General features: G+C 61.0%; 17 protein-coding genes and 1 pseudogene. 12 read left to right on the top strand and 6 right to left on the bottom strand.

Features of this window, described 5'->3' with window-relative positions; translation table 11 throughout:
* The first annotated feature begins 130 nt into the window (after window positions 1–130).
* The 7 genes from M2401_RS17100 (at window position 131) to M2401_RS17070 (ending at window position 6,612) form a co-directional block, all read left to right on the top strand.
* Window positions 131–322, top strand: coding sequence for a hypothetical protein (locus M2401_RS17100; RefSeq protein WP_259104601.1), 192 nt, complete (start codon window positions 131–133; stop codon window positions 320–322).
* Between the two features lie 78 nt (window positions 323–400).
* Complete coding sequence (locus tag M2401_RS17095) at window positions 401–970, top strand: DUF2796 domain-containing protein (protein ID WP_259104599.1); 570 nt, start codon at window positions 401–403, stop codon at window positions 968–970.
* On the top strand, window positions 970–1,683 hold the full coding sequence (locus M2401_RS17090; protein WP_259104598.1) for an ABC transporter ATP-binding protein: 714 nt from the start codon (window positions 970–972) through the stop codon (window positions 1,681–1,683). The genes M2401_RS17095 and M2401_RS17090 overlap by 1 nt, the downstream gene beginning before the upstream one ends.
* Before the next feature lies 1 nt (window position 1,684).
* Window positions 1,685–2,950 carry an ABC transporter permease gene (locus M2401_RS17085; RefSeq protein ID WP_259104596.1) on the top strand — a complete coding sequence of 422 codons (1,266 nt, stop codon included), beginning with the start codon at window positions 1,685–1,687 and terminating at the stop codon, window positions 2,948–2,950.
* 215 nt (window positions 2,951–3,165) lie between these two features.
* Window positions 3,166–3,702, top strand: coding sequence for a DUF3299 domain-containing protein (locus tag M2401_RS17080; RefSeq protein WP_259104595.1), 537 nt, complete (start codon window positions 3,166–3,168; stop codon window positions 3,700–3,702).
* A gap of 92 nt (window positions 3,703–3,794) precedes the next feature.
* Complete coding sequence (locus M2401_RS17075; protein WP_259104593.1) at window positions 3,795–4,481, top strand: OmpW family protein; 687 nt, start codon at window positions 3,795–3,797, stop codon at window positions 4,479–4,481.
* 202 nt (window positions 4,482–4,683) lie between these two features.
* Window positions 4,684–6,612, top strand: coding sequence for an ATP-dependent DNA helicase RecQ (locus tag M2401_RS17070; protein WP_259104591.1), 1,929 nt, complete (start codon window positions 4,684–4,686; stop codon window positions 6,610–6,612).
* 104 nt (window positions 6,613–6,716) lie between these two features.
* Here M2401_RS17070 and M2401_RS17065 read toward each other — a convergent pair whose 3' ends face one another.
* The 3 genes from M2401_RS17065 to M2401_RS17055 form a co-directional block, all read right to left on the bottom strand.
* Window positions 6,717–7,646, bottom strand: a complete 930-nt coding sequence (locus M2401_RS17065; protein ID WP_259104590.1) for an NAD-dependent epimerase/dehydratase family protein — start codon at window positions 7,644–7,646, stop codon at window positions 6,717–6,719.
* The gene (locus M2401_RS17060) at window positions 7,639–8,523 is read right to left on the bottom strand and encodes an NAD(P)-dependent oxidoreductase (RefSeq protein ID WP_259104588.1); all 885 of its coding nucleotides are present in this window, start codon (window positions 8,521–8,523) and stop codon (window positions 7,639–7,641) included. Before M2401_RS17060 ends, M2401_RS17065 begins: the two co-directional genes overlap by 8 nt.
* A 64-nt stretch (window positions 8,524–8,587) precedes the next feature.
* A complete protein-coding gene (locus M2401_RS17055) occupies window positions 8,588–10,777 on the bottom strand; it encodes a mechanosensitive ion channel family protein (RefSeq protein WP_259104587.1) in 2,190 nt (729 codons plus the stop codon).
* A 434-nt stretch (window positions 10,778–11,211) separates the two neighbouring features.
* Here M2401_RS17055 and M2401_RS34570 point away from each other — a divergent pair.
* The 4 genes and pseudogenes from M2401_RS34570 to M2401_RS17040 form a co-directional block, all read left to right on the top strand.
* A pseudogene (locus M2401_RS34570) lies at window positions 11,212–12,291 on the top strand (cache domain-containing protein); the annotation flags it as partial.
* Window positions 12,292–12,411: 120 nt separating this feature from the next.
* Entirely contained in the window at window positions 12,412–13,149 is a 738-nt protein-coding gene (locus M2401_RS34565) for a methyl-accepting chemotaxis protein (RefSeq protein ID WP_409033945.1), read from the top strand.
* 171 nt (window positions 13,150–13,320) lie between these two features.
* Window positions 13,321–13,902 (top strand): TetR/AcrR family transcriptional regulator, encoded by a 582-nt coding sequence (locus tag M2401_RS17045; RefSeq protein ID WP_259104584.1) that lies wholly within the window; start codon window positions 13,321–13,323, stop codon window positions 13,900–13,902.
* Between the two features lie 26 nt (window positions 13,903–13,928).
* A complete protein-coding gene (locus M2401_RS17040) occupies window positions 13,929–14,408 on the top strand; it encodes a nuclear transport factor 2 family protein (protein WP_259104583.1) in 480 nt (159 codons plus the stop codon).
* A 73-nt stretch (window positions 14,409–14,481) separates the two neighbouring features.
* On the opposite strand, the gene M2401_RS17035 is transcribed toward M2401_RS17040, so the two are convergent.
* Complete coding sequence (locus tag M2401_RS17035) at window positions 14,482–15,372, bottom strand: hypothetical protein (protein WP_259104582.1); 891 nt, start codon at window positions 15,370–15,372, stop codon at window positions 14,482–14,484.
* Entirely contained in the window at window positions 15,369–16,262 is an 894-nt protein-coding gene (locus tag M2401_RS17030; RefSeq protein WP_259104581.1) for a DUF4424 domain-containing protein, read from the bottom strand. The genes M2401_RS17035 and M2401_RS17030 overlap by 4 nt, the downstream gene beginning before the upstream one ends.
* Window positions 16,263–16,671: 409 nt before the next feature.
* Between M2401_RS17030 and M2401_RS17025 the strand changes: the two genes are divergently transcribed.
* Window positions 16,672–16,884, top strand: a complete 213-nt coding sequence (locus M2401_RS17025) for a DUF6124 family protein (RefSeq protein WP_259104580.1) — start codon at window positions 16,672–16,674, stop codon at window positions 16,882–16,884.
* A 130-nt stretch (window positions 16,885–17,014) separates the two neighbouring features.
* Here the strand turns inward: M2401_RS17025 and M2401_RS17020 are convergent, their stop codons facing one another.
* Window positions 17,015–17,917 (bottom strand): AraC family transcriptional regulator, encoded by a 903-nt coding sequence (locus M2401_RS17020; RefSeq protein ID WP_259104579.1) that lies wholly within the window; start codon window positions 17,915–17,917, stop codon window positions 17,015–17,017.
* Window positions 17,918–18,093 lie beyond the last annotated feature (176 nt).

The following is an 18,093-nucleotide window of genomic DNA, read 5'->3' as shown; positions in this document are numbered from 1 at the left end:
TGCCTTATGGCGGCTGTACGTGGGACATCTTCGGATGTGCCGAGTTGCTAGATGATCGGTCTGCGAACCCGCGTACAGCTGCCACCCTCTCCCCGGCAGCTCCTGAACAAGAATGCCAAGGAGCCTCAACATGAAACCCTGCAAATCCACCCGCCACCTTGAAACCCTGCTTGAGGCCAAGCGCCTGGGCTTTGCCTTCCTGACACCCGATGAACATCGCTTGATAGAGCATCTACGCTGGACATCTCACGCCGGACGTCAACCGGTGTATACCTTGGCCAGCCAAATGCGCCGAGTGTGCCCGTGGGACGTGCAGGGTTAAATTTCACAGTCACCGGCCGGGATAATTGTTATAAGATCACATAACGATTTTCATTCAGTTATGTCCGGAGTCTGTTTTATGCGCCGTCTGCTGCTCGCCCTGCCCTTGACCCTTCTGCCCCTGACCGCCGCGATGGCCGCCGATGCCCACGAGCACGGCAGCCTCGGCGCCCATGAGCACGGTGTCGGGCGGCTGGACGTGGCGCTGGACGGCCGGACCCTGGAATTCGAGTTCGACAGCCCGTCGATGAATATCGTCGGTTTCGAGCACGAAGCCAGTACGCCGGAAGACAAGGCCAAGATCGTCGCCGCCCGTGAGTTCCTGCAAAAATCCCACGCCCTGTTCAGCGTGCCGGAAGCGGCGCATTGCTCGGTGCAGTCGCAGAAGCTGGAAAGCCCGTTGTTCGGTGACAAGGTCGAGGATCACGACCATGACGACGATGCCAAAGCCGGCGAGCATCACGAGCACAGCGAAATTCATGGCCACTATGTTTTCGTCTGCGATGCGCCCGGTGTGATCACCAAGCTGGACCTGACCCAGATCTTCAAGGACTTCCCGGCCACACAGAAAATCCTCGTGCAGGCGGTTTCCCCACGCGGTCAGTTCGGTGCCGAAGCGACCCCGGCTAAAGCCTCGTTCAAATTCTGATGAGCAATCAGGCCCTTATCGAGCTGTCCGAACTGAGCTTCGCCTGGCCGGGTCAGGCGCCGTTGCTGGATATTCCGGCATTCCGCCTGGAGCCGGGGGAAACCCTGTTTCTCAAGGGCCCCAGCGGCAGCGGCAAGACCACGTTGCTCGGCCTGCTGGGCGGCGTGCAGCGGCCTGACCGTGGCAGCATCCGCCTGCTCGGTCAGGAGCTGACGCAACTGGCCGCCGGCGCCCGCGACCGTTTTCGCGTCGATCACACCGGCTATATTTTCCAGCAGTTCAACCTGCTGCCGTTTCTCTCGGTACGGGAAAACGTCGAGCTGCCCTGCCACTTCTCCAAGAGCCGCGCCGCCCGGGCCGTAACGCGCCATGGCAGCGTCGATCAGGCAGCGGCCACCCTGCTCGCTCACTTGGGCCTGACAGACCCGGCCATGCTGGCGCGCCGTGCCGACTCGCTGTCCATCGGCCAGCAGCAGCGGGTCGCGGCTGCTCGTGCGCTAATCGGCCAACCGGAGCTGGTGATTGCCGATGAGCCTACCTCTGCGTTGGATGCCGACGCCCGGGAAGCCTTTATCCGCCTGTTGTTTGCCGAGTGCCGCGAAGCCGGAGCCAGCCTGCTGTTTGTCAGCCATGACCAGAGCCTGGCACCGCTGTTCGACCGTAATCTGTCCCTGGCCGAGCTAAACCGCGCCGCCGTCGCTTCAGAGGTTTGACATGTATTTATTGCGCCTGGCCATGGCCAGTCTGGCCAACCGCCGCTTCACGGCCTTCCTCACCGCCTTCGCCATTGCCCTGTCGGTGTGCCTGTTGCTCGCCGTGGAGCGGGTACGGACAGAAGCCCGCGCCAGTTTTGCCAGCACCATCAGCGGCACCGACCTGATCGTCGGCGCGCGTTCGGGCTCGATCAACCTTTTGCTGTATTCAGTGTTTCGCATCGGCAATGCCACCAACAATATTCGCTGGGACAGCTTCGAGCACTTCGCCAACGACAAGCAGGTGAAATGGGCGATCCCGATTTCCCTGGGCGACTCCCATCGCGGTTATCGGGTCATGGGCACCAACGAGTCCTACTTCGAGCACTACCAGTTCGGACGCCAGCAACATCTGGAACTGGCAGAGGGTCGGCCGTTTGCCACCGATCCATTCGAAGTAGTGCTCGGCGCTGAAGTGGCCGATGCCTTGAAATACAAGCTCGGCGACAAACTGGTGCTGTCCCATGGCGTGGCGGTGATCAGCCTGGTCAAGCACGATGACAAGCCGTTCACCGTGGTCGGCATCCTCAAGCGCACCGGCACGCCGGTGGATCGCACGCTGCATATCAGCCTCGGCGGCATGGAGGCGATTCATATCGACTGGCATAACGGTGTGCCGGCCCGTGGCAACGAGCGGATATCGGCTGATCAAGCGCGCAACATGGACCTGACGCCCACCGCCATCACTGCTTTTATGCTCGGCCTGAACAGCAAGATCGCGACCTTCTCAGTGCAGCGGGAAATCAATGAATTCCGCGGCGAGCCGATGCTGGCGATTCTGCCGGGCGTGGCCTTGCAGGAGTTGTGGAGCCTGATGGGCACTGCGGAGCAGGCGTTGTTCGTGATCTCGCTGTTCGTGGTGCTGACCGGCCTGATCGGCATGCTCACGGCGATCCTCACCAGCCTCAACGAGCGTCGCCGCGAGATGGCGATCCTGCGTTCGGTGGGCGCGCGGCCCTGGCATGTCGCCAGTCTGTTGATCCTTGAAGCCTTTGCCCTGGCCCTGGCAGGCGCGGTGAGCGGCCTGGCCTTGCTGTATGCCGGGATAGCCGTGGCCCAGGGTTATGTGCAGTCCAATTACGGCCTGTATTTGCCGCTATCGCTGCCGAGCGCCTATGAATGGCAGCTGCTTGGCGGCATTCTGCTTGCTGCCTTGCTGATGGGCGTGGTGCCCGCATGGCGCGCCTATCGCCAGTCACTGGCCGATGGCTTGTCGATTCGTTTGTAAAAACATAACCAACTGAAGTAACTGATGGCTTTGTGGGAGCCAACTTGTGGGAATTTATGGAAGCGAATTTGTGGGAGCGAATTCATTCGCGAAAGCGGTGTTCCAGGCGATGAAGATGCGTCGAATGTACCGACCTCTTCGCGAATGAATTCGCTCCCACATAAATGCCTCCCACAAAACTCGCTCCCACAGACACCAATAACGAGAGATAGCTTATGAAGAGCAAGCGAATACATCGTTTGTTGCTCGTCCTTGCCCTGATCGCCAGCCCCTCGTTATGGGCCGCACAGACGCGGTTGCTGACCTGGGAAGAGATGGTCCCGCCGGACGCACCCAAGGTGGCGCCGGTGATGACGCCGCTCCACGATCTGTCGAAGATGTCCGACGCGCTGTCGGTGGAGTCGTCACCGGCCGCCCACCAGTTGGCCCCCGACGCACCGATGGTCAAGGCGCTGGACGGCCAGCAGGTGCGCCTGCCGGGCTATATCGTGCCGCTGGAAGTCAGCGAGGAAGGTCGCGTCACCGAGTTTCTGCTGGTGCCATATTTCGGTGCCTGCATCCATGTGCCGCCACCGCCGCCGAACCAGATTGTCCATGTCACCAGTGAACTGGGCGTGAAGGTCGATGAGTTGTACCAGCCGTACTGGATCGAGGGGCCGATGAAGGTCAAAACCTCCAGCAGTGAGCTGGCGACTGCCGGGTACGAAATGGAAGCAGACAAGATTCTGGTCTATGAGTTGCCGGATTCCTGAGCCGCCACACCTTTCATTGAGCTGAGTCAAAATCCGCTTTGTGCCGCTCCGTAACATGAACGTATCAATTTGAAACGTTCTCTGGAGCCACCATGAACAAGTCCCTGCTCAGCGCTTCCCTTGTCGCGCTTGCCCTCAGTACTCCGCTCGTTGCACAAGCCCACGAGCCGGGTGATTTCATCGTCCGCGCAGGCGCTGCACGGGTCGTTCCAAACGAGGACAGCGGCAACGTGAAGCTGGACGGGGCCAAGGTTTCCGGCACCAAGGCAACGGTTGATAACTCCACTCAACTGGGCCTGACTTTCGCCTACATGATCACCAACCACATTGGTGTTGAACTGCTGGCGGCCACTCCGTTCAGCCACACCGTTTCGGTCAAGGGCCTGGGCGCTGGCCTGGATGGCAAGCTGGCAGACGTGAAACAACTGCCACCGACGCTGTCGCTGCAATACTACCCAATGGATTCGGCCTCCAAGTTCCAGCCTTATGTGGGCGTCGGCCTGAACTACACCAAGTTCTTCGACACCGACCTGAGCGGCACCCGCAAACAGGAAGGCTTCAGCAACCTGAAGCTCAAGGACTCGGTTGGCTTTGCTGGACAGGTCGGCATGGACTACATGCTCACTGATCGCATCATGCTCAACGCCTCGGTCTGGTACGTCGATATCGACACCAAGGCCAGCGTCGACGGCCCATCGGCCCTGAGCGTCGGCAAGACCAAAGTGGACGTGGATATCGACCCATGGGTCTACATGGTGGGTGTGGGCTACAAGTTCTGATAGCAGCCCGTCCAAACAAAAAAGGCACCTTCGCGGTGCCTTTTTATTGCTCTGTAAGTACGGGCTCGCTCCAACGAAATCGGCTTCGCCATATGATCACGCTGTATCCTGCCTGCTCTTTTGTAACGCTTTGGCGGTTTCTCAGGGGTGCGTACCGATCTATGGTGCTGGGCTCTGACAGCAGCCAATGGAGTGGCAGCCCATGTACCAGCGTCTTCAACAGGTCTTCGGTTATTCACAGTTTCGCCCCGGTCAGGAGGCGGCCATCAGTGCCGTGTTGGCCGGACGCTCGGCGGCGGCGATTTTCCCTACGGGATCCGGCAAATCTCTCTGCTATCAGTTGCCCGCCTTGATGCTGCCCCATCTGACCCTGGTTATTTCGCCCCTTTTGGCGTTGATTCAGGATCAATTGGCGTTCCTCCATCGTCACGGCATCGCTGCGGCCAGTATCGATTCGGCGCAGAGTCGCGAGGATGTCGCTCGGGTCATGGCCCAGGCCCGGGCGGGGGAATTGAAGATCCTGATGGTGTCGGTGGAGCGCTTGAAGAACGAGCGTTTTCGCCACTTTATCGCCCAGGTGCCGATTTCCCTGTTGGTCATCGACGAAGCCCACTGCATCTCCGAATGGGGGCATAACTTCCGCCCCGACTATCTGAAACTGCCGGACTACCAACGCGAGTTCAATATCCCCCAAGCGCTGCTGCTGACCGCCACCGCAACGCCCCAGGTGATTGCCGATATGCAGGCGCGCTTTGCCATTGCGCCGCAGGATGTGGTCACGACTGGTTTCTACCGCGCCAACCTCAACCTGCTGGTGGAACCCGTGGCCGGACGGGACAAGCGCCAGCGCCTGGTTGACTGGCTCGCGCCCAAGGCCGGGCAGCCGACCATCGTCTACGTCACCCTGCAGAAAACCGCCGAGTTTATCGCCGCGCATCTGCAGCAGAACGGCCTGCAAGCCAGTGCCTATCACGCCGGGCTGCCCAACGAGCAACGCGAAGCCATCCAGCGCCAGTTCATGGCCGGGCAACTCAACTGCATCGTCGCCACCATCGCCTTCGGCATGGGCATCGACAAGAGCGATATCCGCAACGTCGTGCATTTCGACCTGCCCAAGTCCATCGAGAACTACAGCCAGGAAATTGGCCGGGCGGGGCGTGATGGTGCTGCGTCAGACTGTCTGGTCCTGGCCAATCGCGACAGCCTCAATGTGCTGGAAAACTTCGTCTACGGCGATACACCGGAGCTGTCCGGGATCCGTCACGTACTGGATGAACTGCGCGATGCAGCGCCCCACGGCCAGTGGGAGTTCCTCCTCGGGCCGCTGTCCGAGCAGAGCAATGTGCGCCAGTTGCCGCTCAAGACCCTGTTGGTGCAACTGGAACTGCGCGGCCTGATCGCCCCGCGTTACGCCTATTACGCCGAGTACCGCTTCAAGTTCCTGCTTGAACCCGATGCGCTGATCCAGCGCTTCGACGGTGAGCGTCAGCAGTTCGTCCAGGCATTGATTGAGACGTCAAAAAGGGCACGGACCTGGGCCACGGTGGACTTCGACGCGCTGTATCAGCGCTATCAGGCCGAACGCGGGCGCGTGGTGAAGGCCCTGGATTACTTTCAGGAGCAGGGCTGGATCGAGCTGGAAAGCAAGCAGATGACCGAGGTCTACAGCGTGCTGACCGGGGGTTTCAACGCCCAGACGCTCAGCGTCGAACTGCATGATTACTTCAGCAGCCACGAAAACAGCGAGATACAGCGTATTCACGCGATGCTTGAGTTGTTTGCCAGCGAACAATGCCTGAGCCGGCGGCTGGCCGATTACTTTGGCGACCATCAGGCGCCGCAGCGCTGCGGGCATTGTTCTGTGTGTGCGGGGAAAGTCGCCCGGCTGCCGGCACCACCTGCGTTGGACGACCTGCACACAATGGATTTTCAGGCGCTGTGCGGCGAGTTCATCGCCAAGTATTGGGACTACAAAGGCGAGCAGCCGAGCGCGGAATGCCTGACACGCTTCTTATGCGGCATCACGGTGCCGTTGTTTACCAGGCTCAAGGCACGGGGGATAAGCGGCTTTGCCGGGCTGGAAGATTATCCGTACGGACGGGTGCGGGAGTGGGTAAGCAGTCAAACCTGATGCGTTGGAGCCGGGCTTGCCCGCGAATTGGATGGCGCGGTGCGCCAGGTGCACCGCGTAATCACTCTTCGCGGGCAAGCCTCGCTCCAACGGGACAGGTCGATCTAGCGCCCCAACAACCGCGCCAAACCGTCAACAAGCGGCGTCGGCTCTTCAAGCACCAGCAATTGGCACAGACGCGCATTGTTGGCTCGTGAATGGCGGATATCGCCCGGGCGGGCCGCCTGGTAGCTGACCGCTGGCAACTGGCCGATCACCTCGGACAGGGCCTTGAGCAACTGATTGAGCGAAGTGGTCTTGTTCAGGCCGACGTTGATCGCATCTTCCGGGGCCACTGGCAATTCCAGTGCCTGCACCAGCAGCTTGACCAGATCGCCGACGTAGAAGAAGTCGCGGGTCTGCTCGCCGTCACCGAAGACAGCAATCGGCACGCCCTTCTCGGCACGCTCGGCGAAGATGCTGATCACGCCGGAGTAAGGCGACGACGGGTCCTGGCGTGGGCCGAAGATATTGAAGAAGCGGAAAATCACCGGCTCCAGCGCGTGCTGGCGACGGTAGAAGTTCAGGTAGTGCTCGCCAGACAGTTTGTCCGAAGCGTAAGGCGTCAACGGCGCCTTGGGCGTGTCTTCGCTGATGGCCTGGCCTTCACCGTTGTTGCCGTACACCGCCGCGCTGGAGGCATAGATCACGCGCTTGGCGCCAGCCTGACGCATGGCTTCGCAGACGTTAAGGGTGCCGATGAAGTTGCTTTGGTGAGTCTTGACCGGGTCATCCACAGACGCCTGCACCGATGCCACCGCTGCCAGGTGGGCCACGGCCTGGCAGCCTTCAGCGGCACGAGCGACCAGGGCGGCATCGGCGACATCGCCGACAATCAGCTCGACCTTGGGATTGTCCAACGGCAGATTGCTGCGCTTGCCGGTGGACAGGTCGTCGAGCACGCGCACGGCGTAACCCTTGGCAAGCAATGCATCGACCAGATGAGAACCAATGAAACCGGCGCCGCCGGTAACCAGAACAGGTGCGTTAGACATGGCGGTAGTAACGATCCAATAAGCTGGGCAAACCCGCACGCCAGGCGCGCGGCTTGATGCCGAAAGTGTGGAGAATTTTCTTGCAGGCCAGTACGGCGTGCTGGGGCTCTTCAGCGGCGTCGGCGAAGGCCGCGTGGGCCTGGGCTGTCGGTGCTTCCAAAGCCAGCGGGTGCAAGGCCCGGGCTTCGGTCAGGATCGCCTGGCCCAACGCCAACGGCGTAGTCGCTTCGTGCCCGGCATAGTGGTAAGTGCCCCACAGCGGCGCGGCGCAGTCCAGTTGCTTGAGCACGGAAATGATCACCCGGGCCGCGTCGTCGATGGGCGTAGGGTTGCCCCGACGGTCATCGGCCATCAGCAGCTCATTGGGAGACTCGGCACGGGTCAGGAAACGACCCAGCACGCCATCGGCGCTGTCATCGAGCAGCCAGCCAAAACGCAGCAGCACATGTTGCGGGCAGGCCGCACGCACGCTTTGCTCGATCCGCCACAAAGCCTGGCCGCGCAGCCCCAGGGGCACCGGCTCATCTTTTTCGCTGTAGGCAGTGGCGCGGGAACCGTCGAACACCCGGTAGCTGGAGGGCTGCACGAGGACGATATTGTGGTGCTGGCACAGCTCGGACAGACGCTCGACCGAGCGTTCCTGGCTGGCCAGACGGGTCTCGCTCACTGTTTCGGCCTGGAACCAGTCGAAATAGTAGGCAAGGTTGATCAGTGCATCGGGGCGGGTGTCATCAAGCAGTTGCGTCAGACTCGCAGCGTCCCAGCCGTCTTGCGGCGGACGCGGTGCGAGGAAGCCAATGTCTTCCTCGGCACCCAGGCGAATCAGCGCCTGCCCGAGGGCATTCCCGCCGCCCAACAGCATAAGGCGCATTCGCATAGAGTCAGCAGGCTCGGTCCGGAATTCAGGGTGAAAAACGCCTGCAAACATAACACGTCAAGGCTTATCCCCCAACCGTTGCCGCCCCACTGTTCGCGGGCGGTGCTGGCGGGCCTTCGACGGCCGGTAGTGGCTGGGCGCCCGGCCCGCCGTAGGGGCTGAGCACGGTCTGTGGATAAGTCTGGGCGAACCGTACATCGTCTGACTTATCAACCAGCTTCTTCAGACGTTCATTGAAGGCCCTTCCTACACTGTACTGTCCACCTGAGGACGTTCGGAACTGCGCGGTCAGGACCACGCCGTTGAGATCCATGCGATCCACCCCGAACACTTCAAGCGGCCCTTGCAAGTTGCCCTTGAGCAGCAGGTCCTCGGTGATGGAGTTGCCGGTTTCGCGGATCAGCGACAGGGCCGAGTCGATATCCGAGTCATAGGTGAACTGCACCGAGAAGAACGCATAGGCGAACTGCCGGGACTGATTGGTCACCGCCTTGATCTGGCCGAAAGGCACCGAATGCACGAAACCCTTGCCGTCACGCAGACGCACGGTGCGAATGGTCAGGCTCTCCACCGTTCCGGAGTGGCCGGTACTGAGCACCACCCAGTCGCCCACCGAGAAAGTGTCCTCAATGATGATGAACAACCCGGTGATCACGTCCTGCACCAGTTGTTGCGAGCCGAAACCGATGGCCAGACCGACCACCCCGGCACCGGCCAGCAGCGGCGCGACGTTGATCCCCAGGTTGGCCATGGTGGTAATGGCACAAATCACCACCAGAACGATTTTGATCGCATTGCGCAGCAGCGGCAGGATGGTCTTGGTCCGCGTGCTCGGCTGGCGCGCCGAGCGGCTGCTGGTGGGAGGTTTGAGCGCCTGCTGAATCGCCGTGTCGAGCACCACCCACAACAGCCAGGTAACCAGCAGGATCAGGCCGATGCTGCTGAGCGAATCGCTGATGACCCGGCCGACGGTGTTGCGCCGGGCAAATTCGAACAGGGAAAAGCCCCAGATACGCCCGAGAATTTCGATAAAGGACAGCGCCAGGACGATACGCAGCAGCGCATAAAGCAGGTCCAGCAGGCGGGTCTTGTAGATATTGCCGTGACGTTCGGCCTGATCCGTCGGCTTGAATAAGTGCTGAAACACCGTACTGAGAAATACCGTACTGATCAGCAACACCGTGGTCAGCAAGGCGCAACGCAGGGCCTTCTGGCTGTCCTCCCCGGCGCCGATCAGGTGCACCGCCGACACCAGAATCATCAGCAGGATCGGCAAATGCCAGAGGTTGGAAAAGACTTTCAGCGACTCCTGCAAGGCCGGGCGGCGCAAGCGGGTACTCAGGGAGCGGTTGCGGATCAGATGGGCGATGGGGCGGCGCACCTTGATGATCAGCAGGCAGAACAGCACCGAAGCAAACAACCCGGCGAAAACCCCGGCACTGGTGGTGACGTTATCGCCCAACTGGCGGGAAATCTGCGGGCTGGTCAGGGCGTCGCTCAAAGCCGCGAGAAAGCCCACCATGAACAACGGCCTTGGCGCATAGCGGCGGATCATGCCGACGGCGGCGCGCTTGTGACCGTAGTTGAACATCACGATCACGCACAGCAGCACCGAAGTGGAAACGATGCCGCTGCTGGTGGCGTAGGCGAAGCACAGGGCCAGAGCGCGGCCGATGGAAGTCGGCAGGAAATGGCTGACATACAGCGTCAACGGCAGGCTGATCAGCGCTGGCAGCGTATAGGGCAGCAGGTAGCTCAGCAGGGCCTGCACACGCGGATGCCTGACTATCCAGGGCCGACGGCTTACCCGGCGCACCAGCAAGTGGCCCAGGGTCGTCAGCACGGCAAAGGCGCCGATCCACACCACCGACAGCGCAATAAAGTCCCCAATGACTCCCCAGGGCGAGCGCTTGCTCGGCTTGTTGACCAGATCGCCCAACTCATCGGCAGCGAGATCGGCACGCAGACGCCAGGTATCGATGACATTGCCATTGAGGTCGAGATTGTCCTGCACCGTATCGATACCGGAACTGATCGCCCCGAGCAGGCCGCCCTGAACGAGGATTTCCGGTTTGGCCGGCTCCACAGCGGGGGCGGGGGCCGGTGCCGGGGCTGGAGCAGCAACTGGCGCAGCGGCAGCAGGGGCGGATGCAGGCGGTGCCGCAGCAGCAGGCGCATCGGCCGCCTGAAGATTGCAACTGCCTGCAGCGAACAGGACGCAGAGCAGTACAAGAGACTTGAAGTTCGAAAACACGCGGGTCCTCCTTCATCAGGGGCCATCAAAAAAACGGTCCACAGGAACTGATCTTTATTTGCGTGCCAAGTTCGCTATTGGCCGCAGCTGTGTGTGGGAACTGCCCGCGTGTTCCTGGCACCGGGCTGTCATCGCGTTTCAATTCAGACGGCCGATTCGTGTTTGGCAGGAACAGGCACTCCCCCACGCCCCTTCGCGGGCAAGCCTCGCCCTCACAAGATGGCCATTTGCCCCAAAACGGGTGCACCTCGATGTGTCGCTTTACCCCTCGGCTAAATCCGCCAAACGGTTCAAGCCTTCTATAACAAGGCCCGCACACCTCAAAAGCACGGAAAGCTGACCACTTGAACAGCTTTATGGCCTGCTTATTGCTGAAAGGCTTCAGTCCCCTTTAACCGTGGTTGTGTTAGCGCAAGCTTTCCGTGGAGTTTCCTATGCCTGTGTGGCGAAAAAGTATTCAGTGGCAACTTTCCTTGAGCATGGGTGCGGCCTTGCTGATCAGCAGCCTGATCGTGATTGCGATCTATGCCTTTGCCCTGAACAAACTCACCGACCGTTACCTGCTGCAACAGGCCATGCCCGCCAGCGTCGAGGCCATCCGTAATGATCTGGAACGACTGCTGGCAGCGCCCCTGACCGCCGCCAGCGATATCGCCGATAACACCCTGGTCGGCGAATGGCTAGGCAGCGGTGAAGATGCAGGGCAGCAACCGGCGTTCATTCGCTATCTGGCGAAAATCCAGCAACAGCACAACGCACTCACCACGTTCATCGTCGCCAGGGACAGCGGCCATTACTTCACCAATAAGGGCGTGGACCGCACCTTGCAGCGCGGCGCGGCGCAGAACGCCTGGTTCTATTCGTTCCTGGACAGCGGCAAGGCCCGCTCGCTGGAGATCGATATCGACAAGAGCAACAAGGTCCCGACCCTGTTCATCAACCAGCGCATCGAGCACAACGGCAACGTGGTCGGGGTTGCGGGCCTGGGTTTCAGCATGACGGCGCTGTCGCAGATGGTCCGCGACTTCCATTTCGGCAAGCAGGGTCAGGTGTATCTGGTCAGCGCCGACGGCAAGATCAAGGTGCATCCCAATGCCGACTTCAATGACAGGCAGACTCTCGAACAACTGGTCGGCGCAGACACCGCCAAGACCCTGCTGAACCACGGCAGCGCCGGTAGCGCTCAGGAATTCCTGCGCAGCGGCGAAGCCTACGTCGCCGTGGCAAGCCCCGTGCAATCCCTGGGTTGGACCCTGGTCAGCGAAGTGCCGCTGGACGAAGTCTACGGCCCGGCCAAGCAGGCCCTGACCCTGATCTCGGCGATCAGTCTGGCGGTGGTAATGGTGTTCCTCGGCTTCGTGGTGTGGATGGCCCGTGGCATCGTGCGGCCGATCCGCCAGGTGACCAACGCGCTGATCGATATCGGCGGCGGCGAAGGCGACCTCACCCGGCGTCTGGACGATCACAGGGAGAACGAACTGGGCGACCTGGCCCGTGGGTTCAACCGCTTTATCGCCAGCCTGCGCCTGCTGATCGGCGACGCCCTGCAAACCAGCGAACAACTGCGCCATAGCGTGGTGGACGTGGCGCGGGTGGTCGACAGCACCTCGGCCCGTGCGATCCAGCAACAACAGATGACCGATATGGTCGCCACCGCCGTCCATGAAATGGGCCTGACCGTGCAGGAAATCGCCCGCAATGCCGGCGCCGCCGCCGACGTCTCGCGTAATACCCACAAGGAAGCGCTGTCGGCCAAGCAGGTAGTCGGCCAGTCGATCGGGCATATCCAGGGTATGTCCGACAGTGTCGGCAGCGCCGCCGGAGCGGTGGAAAACCTCGCCACACAGATCGCTACCATCGATCAGGTACTGACGGTGATTCGCAGCATCTCCGAACAGACCAACCTGCTGGCCCTCAACGCCGCCATCGAAGCTGCCCGTGCCGGGGAGATGGGCCGCGGCTTTGCCGTGGTCGCCGATGAAGTGCGCACCCTGGCCGGTCGCACCCAGAGCGCGACCACGGAAATCCAGCAGATGATGGGTGAACTGAAGAACGGCGCCGATCAGGCGGTCAGCTCCATGCGCGCCGGCCAGGCCGCCACCGGCACGGGCGTGGAAGCCAGTCGCCGCACCGGAGATTCTCTGGACGCCATTGCCGGGCACGTCGAGGAACTGACCGACCGCAACCATCAAGTCGCTGCCGCCACCGAGCAGCAAAGCACTGTGACCGAAGAGATCAACCGTAATGTCCAGGGCATCGCCGACCTGGCCCAGTCCACCGCCCAGGACGTACAAAACTGCCGTCAGGACTGCCTGCAACTGTCGGCCAAGGCCGAGCATCTGGCCTCGCAGATGGCGCGGTTCAAGTTGTAAATATCTCAGGCTGGCAAGCACTTTGTGGGAGCGAGGCTTGCTCGCGAAGGCCAAGTTTCTGCCACAGATCATGTGCCGGATGTAGCGGCCCTTTCGCGGGCAAGCCTCGCTCCCACAGGCCAGCGCAAAAACTGCTTGACGAGGTAGAACGATCGTTCTACCTTTCGCACCATGAACAAGACATCGACCTCTCCCGTACAAGCCAAGGTGCTCGCCACCGCCGAGCAACTGATCTACAGCAACGGCATCCACGCCATGGGCATGGACCTGCTGGTGCGCACGTCAGGGGTGGCGCGCAAGAGCATCTACCGCTACTTCGCCACCAAGGAAGACATCGCCGCCCAGGCCCTGAGCGCGCGGGATATTCGCTGGATGAACTGGTTTCGCAGCGAGTCCGACAAGGCTGAAACAGTCGAGGGTCGCATCCTCAATATGTTCAGCGTGCTCAAGGGCTGGTTCGAGTCCGAAGGCTTCCACGGCTGTGCCTTTATCAACACCGCCGGTGAAATCGGCGACCCCGCCGATCCGGTGCGCCTGGTGGCCAAGGAACATAAACAGAAGCTGCTCGATTACTGCCTGCAACTGTGCCGACAACTGCCCGCGACGGACCCCGAGGCTCTGGCCAAACATCTGCTGATCCTGATCGACGGTGCCATCACCCTGGCCCGCGTGATGGGCGACTACAGCGCCGCCGATAGTGCACGCGAGGTTGCCCGGATGCTGTTGCAAAACGCTATTGCCAAACACCCATGACCTTTCCTGCCCGAGGTATCGCTGCCATGACGTCCGCCCCTGCCACCCGTCCACCGCTGCCACCCTTTACCCGCGAATCGGCCATCCTCAAGGTGCGCTTGGCCGAAGACGGCTGGAACGGCCGCGACCCGGAAAAAGTCTCCCTGGCCTATACGCTGGACACCAAATGGCGCAACCGCGCCGAGTTCGCCAACAACCGCGAAGAAGCCAAGGGTTTCCTGACGCGCAAGTGGGCCAAGGAACTGGATTACCGCCTGATCAAGGAGTTGTGGGCTTTCACCGACAACCGCATCGCCGTGCGTTATGCCTACGAATGGCACGACGATTCGGGTAACTGGTTCCGCTCCTACGGCAACGAGAACTGGGAGTTCGACGAGAACGGGCTGATGGCCAACCGTTTTGCCTGCATCAACGACATGCCGATCAAGGAATCCGAGCGCAAATACCACTGGCCCCTGGGCCGTCGGCCGGATGATCATCCGGGGTTGTCAGAGTTGGGTCTGTAAAAAGTACCCGCGTTTTTCTGTGGGACCGGCTTAAGTCGGTCCCACGAATATCATTCCACCTCTTTTAATTGCCTCAAGGCTGCGCAATCCGACGTTTCTGCCCTTCCAGCCATGGCGCCGGGACTTTGGCCAGTAGCGGGTCATCCTGAAGCAGAGTGCGCCAGTGCCGCCCGCCATCCCCCGAATACACCAACAGATAAGGGCTGGGCATATCGTCAGGAAGAATCGCCGCCAGCCAGATTTCGTCCTTGTCGACCACATAGCTGCTGATCAGCGAAGACAATCCCTCAGGCAACTTCAGCGGCTGCCATTGCTGACCATCGCTGGAGCGCAACAGCGTCTGCTCGATGGAGCCGGTCAACCACCAGCCGCCCTTGGCAGAATGCCCCAACTCGATCAACAGATCCGGATTGCCCAGATTCTTGCCAAGCGTCACCTTGCACGTCCGCGCATCGATGCTTTCGATCCGGTAATTATCGGCCCGACCCTGCGCACCAAACTGCGTGACCAGTGCCAACAGGCCGTTTTCGCTGGCCGTCAGCATCAGGTTGCCGTCCTGCAGGTTTTGCAGCACAGTCTTGCCTGGACCAAGGCGCAACTGCGCCAATGTCAGGTGACACTCCCGCCCCTCACGTCGCACACGATAGCCGCCGGACAACGCCGTGACCTCGACGCCATGGGCCAGCAACAAGGTCGCGTCGCTCTGTTTCAGCAGTTGCCCGGTCGCGGCATCAAGCACCTTGCCTCCCGCGTAAATCCGCCCGTCCTCGCCCAGCGACAGCAGCGGCCAGTTGTGCCCGCCCGGCAGAATGGCGATGGTGAGCGGCGGCGCGGCATGGATCAGTATCTGCTGGCCGTCCTCGGTCACTTGGGTTGCGCCCAACTGATAATCAAAGGGCGTGACGTCTGCTGCGGCTGTTTGAGCCAGCAACAGGCCGGCAAGCAGGAAAGCAGCGCCCCTCATTGCTGCAAATGCTCGTTGGCCAGGGCGGAAATGACCAACACCGACAGGCTCAGATTGGCGTTGGCGACGGTGCCGGACAGGGAAGCCTGCAACCCCGGATTGCTCAATCCGCACACCAGCGACACCAGCGGTTGCGCCTGCTGCCAGTTACGCGGCGGCTGAACAATTTCCACCGGCACATCACGCATCAGCATGAACCTCACCGGCACCTCGTAGCTTTCCACCATGACCTCGGTGATCGCCCCCGCCGCCTGCTGTAAACGCTGGCGGACGGCGTCGGGGTCGCCGCAGTGTTGCTGCACGATCTGATTGAAAGGCGCCGAGTCGAGGCTGGCCAAGGCAAAAAAAGGCAGGGCGCGATAACTCACATTGATATTGCCCGACGCCCCCGGCAGCAAATTCTCATGCCATGCATAGGCGACATAACCCTGCCACTGCTCGGGGTGCAGGCCCTGCACGGTCAAGCGTTTACTGTCGACCTGAAAATCCGGCAACGGCCCCAGCCCGGCCCTGGCCAGCTCGGAGGTGATATCCCGGCCCATGAAATAGCCGCGCTGATAGACCGCCGCCTTGCTCGGCTGCCCATTGAAGCGCGCATTGATATCGGCAAAGGATTTGTCCGCGTACTCCTCACCCTCACCCAGCACAGCGAAATGCGGCGTATTGGCGTACCAGCCGATCTTCTGCGCGGTATTGGCGTTGTTGGTCAGGCGGGTCGCAATGCTGACGTCGCGCCCGTCGAACTTGATGCTCAAACCCTGCTCCACCGCCCCACCCGCCTCCAGACCGAAATCCAGCGGGATAGCGTTTTCGCTTTCGTAGGCCATTGCCGGGGCCGCGATTAGCGCAGCGGCCAGCAGCGTGCAACAGATCAACGGCGACTTGTTCATGGAAGGGCGTTTCCCGGACGGCTTGTGCCGGGGGCGAGATTACGCCACTACCAGGGTCATTGTCAGGGTGGGTCTACAGGCGATTGAAATACAATCTGCACCACATCAAATGTGACGAATTTGCAGGACGCGTCTCTTTCTCTTGAGTGAAGTTTCCTAAACAATCCCGACCGCATTGTGCCTGTGAATTTCCCCGACTAGTCTGCGCCCCGCCACTGAAAACCAGTGGTCGGGATTGAGACCCCGGCTTTAGAAATTCGCAGCGCAAGCCTTCTATGGCGGCTGTTGCGGGCAGACTTCGGTCTGGCCGAGCTTTGCTTATTTCTCTCGGGTCTCAACCCGCACACAGCCGCCACCTTGCTTGTCCTTGAGACCGATAAGCGAGTGGCCCATTTAGAGAAATAATGCGATGTCCACACTAGTCCCCGATCCCCCAGAAACCCTCGAACAAAACCTCACCCAGGCCTGCGATATGCTGCGGTGTTTGTTGGCCGTTGCCTATGAATCCGCTGACCAGGACTGCGGCCCGAAACGCGATCTGGCGTTTTCGGTTGTGCACCTGGGGCAAGGGCTCAAAACCTTGCTTGAGCGTTCACTGACCCAGGCCGAAGCGCGGCACTAACGGCCAGCACCCGATCTGTGGGAGCGAGGCTTGCCCGCGAAAGCCTCGACGCGGTGTGCCTGGCCGACCGCGTCGTTCAATTCGCGGGCAAGCCTCGCTCCCACAGAATCACCTTTCAATTCAGCTGGAGTTACACATCCCGCTGCTTGCGAAACTGCCCCGGCGGCATGCCGTGGGCGTTGCGAAAGCGCCGGGAGAAGTAGGCTTCGTCGGCAAAACCGCACAGCCGGGCGATTTCGCCTACGGGTTTGGTGTCGTTGAGCAGCAGGGTGCGGGCCAGGTGCATGCGCCGTTCCAGTACCAGCTCGCTGAAGGTCTTGCCCACTTCCTTGCGCAGCCAGTGGGTCAGGTAGTTGGGTGAGAGGAAGGCGGCGGAAGCGGCTTTTTTCAGGCTCAGGTCCGGGTCGCTGAGGTTCTTGCGCACGTATTCCGACATCCGCGCCAACGCATCGCGGCGGCTGCGCTCGGCGGCGTTGTCGTCGGCCAGCACCTTGATCTGCTCGGCAAAACGCTCGCAAACGGTGCCGATCAGTTGCAGCAGGCAACCCTTGAGAATCTCCCGGGTGCCGAACTGGCGCTGTTGATCGAGCCTGCGCATGCGCATCAGCAAGGTCTCGATTTCGGCGAAGTCGGCCTGATCGAGAATGAAATCCAGGCTCTCCTGAAAACGAAACGGCGACAGCTCCGGCGCCAGGGCAATGGGTACGTCTTCCAGGTCCAGCGGGTCGCATTGCAGCTGCGGCATGAGGAAGGTCTGGGCAAAGTTGATCAGCAGGAAATTTCCGTCGTCCGGGTGCGGGATCAGGTGCAGTTTGTGCGGCAGGATAAACGCCAGGGCATTACGCGGAAACGGCCGGACCACGCCGCCAATATGCTGCACCGTATCGCCACCCAGGTTGACCTGGATCTGGAAATACTCGTGACGATGCGGCCCGGTCTCGGCGCTGCGGGCGTGTTTGTCGCGAATGTAAAAGTCGGGGCGCTCGCTGCGCTGTTGCATGCCGTAGGTGGGCACTTGAATCGCTGAATCCATCTCGGGACCTCTTGTTCGAATAGCCGCCGCGTCGATGACGAGCTATCTGATGCGCTTGCCAGGGAAGCGCGTCAAGAAGTCTTCAGCGGCGGCCAATCTTGTCACATGTCAGACGACGTTTTCCGTGAAAACATCTTCACGCCACGGTCTGACAGTGTCCAAGAATAAATATTCTC

It is taken from the genome of Pseudomonas sp. JUb42 (assembly GCF_024807945.1).
Taxonomy (GTDB): domain Bacteria; phylum Pseudomonadota; class Gammaproteobacteria; order Pseudomonadales; family Pseudomonadaceae; genus Aquipseudomonas.
This window is presented reverse-complemented; position numbering and strand designations above follow the sequence as displayed.

What these genes read in the sequence shown, in the direction of transcription:
- M2401_RS17040 (WP_259104583.1), top strand. Translation starts at nt 13,929, where the DNA reads ATGACGTCCGCCCCTGCCACCCGTCCACCGCTGCCACCCTTTACCCGC.
- M2401_RS17100 (WP_259104601.1), top strand. Translation starts at nt 131, where the DNA reads ATGAAACCCTGCAAATCCACCCGCCACCTTGAAACCCTGCTTGAGGCC.
- M2401_RS17025 (WP_259104580.1), top strand. Translation starts at nt 16,672, where the DNA reads ATGTCCACACTAGTCCCCGATCCCCCAGAAACCCTCGAACAAAACCTC.
- M2401_RS17070 (WP_259104591.1), top strand. Translation starts at nt 4,684, where the DNA reads ATGTACCAGCGTCTTCAACAGGTCTTCGGTTATTCACAGTTTCGCCCC.
- M2401_RS17090 (WP_259104598.1), top strand. Translation starts at nt 970, where the DNA reads ATGAGCAATCAGGCCCTTATCGAGCTGTCCGAACTGAGCTTCGCCTGG.
- M2401_RS17065 (WP_259104590.1), bottom strand. Translation starts at nt 7,646, where the DNA reads ATGTCTAACGCACCTGTTCTGGTTACCGGCGGCGCCGGTTTCATTGGT.
- M2401_RS17030 (WP_259104581.1), bottom strand. Translation starts at nt 16,262, where the DNA reads ATGAACAAGTCGCCGTTGATCTGTTGCACGCTGCTGGCCGCTGCGCTA.
- M2401_RS17035 (WP_259104582.1), bottom strand. Translation starts at nt 15,372, where the DNA reads ATGAGGGGCGCTGCTTTCCTGCTTGCCGGCCTGTTGCTGGCTCAAACA.
- M2401_RS17045 (WP_259104584.1), top strand. Translation starts at nt 13,321, where the DNA reads ATGAACAAGACATCGACCTCTCCCGTACAAGCCAAGGTGCTCGCCACC.
- M2401_RS17085 (WP_259104596.1), top strand. Translation starts at nt 1,685, where the DNA reads ATGTATTTATTGCGCCTGGCCATGGCCAGTCTGGCCAACCGCCGCTTC.
- M2401_RS17020 (WP_259104579.1), bottom strand. Translation starts at nt 17,917, where the DNA reads ATGGATTCAGCGATTCAAGTGCCCACCTACGGCATGCAACAGCGCAGC.
- M2401_RS17080 (WP_259104595.1), top strand. Translation starts at nt 3,166, where the DNA reads ATGAAGAGCAAGCGAATACATCGTTTGTTGCTCGTCCTTGCCCTGATC.
- M2401_RS17075 (WP_259104593.1), top strand. Translation starts at nt 3,795, where the DNA reads ATGAACAAGTCCCTGCTCAGCGCTTCCCTTGTCGCGCTTGCCCTCAGT.
- M2401_RS17095 (WP_259104599.1), top strand. Translation starts at nt 401, where the DNA reads ATGCGCCGTCTGCTGCTCGCCCTGCCCTTGACCCTTCTGCCCCTGACC.
- M2401_RS34565 (WP_409033945.1), top strand. Translation starts at nt 12,412, where the DNA reads ATGACCGATATGGTCGCCACCGCCGTCCATGAAATGGGCCTGACCGTG.
- M2401_RS17060 (WP_259104588.1), bottom strand. Translation starts at nt 8,523, where the DNA reads ATGCGAATGCGCCTTATGCTGTTGGGCGGCGGGAATGCCCTCGGGCAG.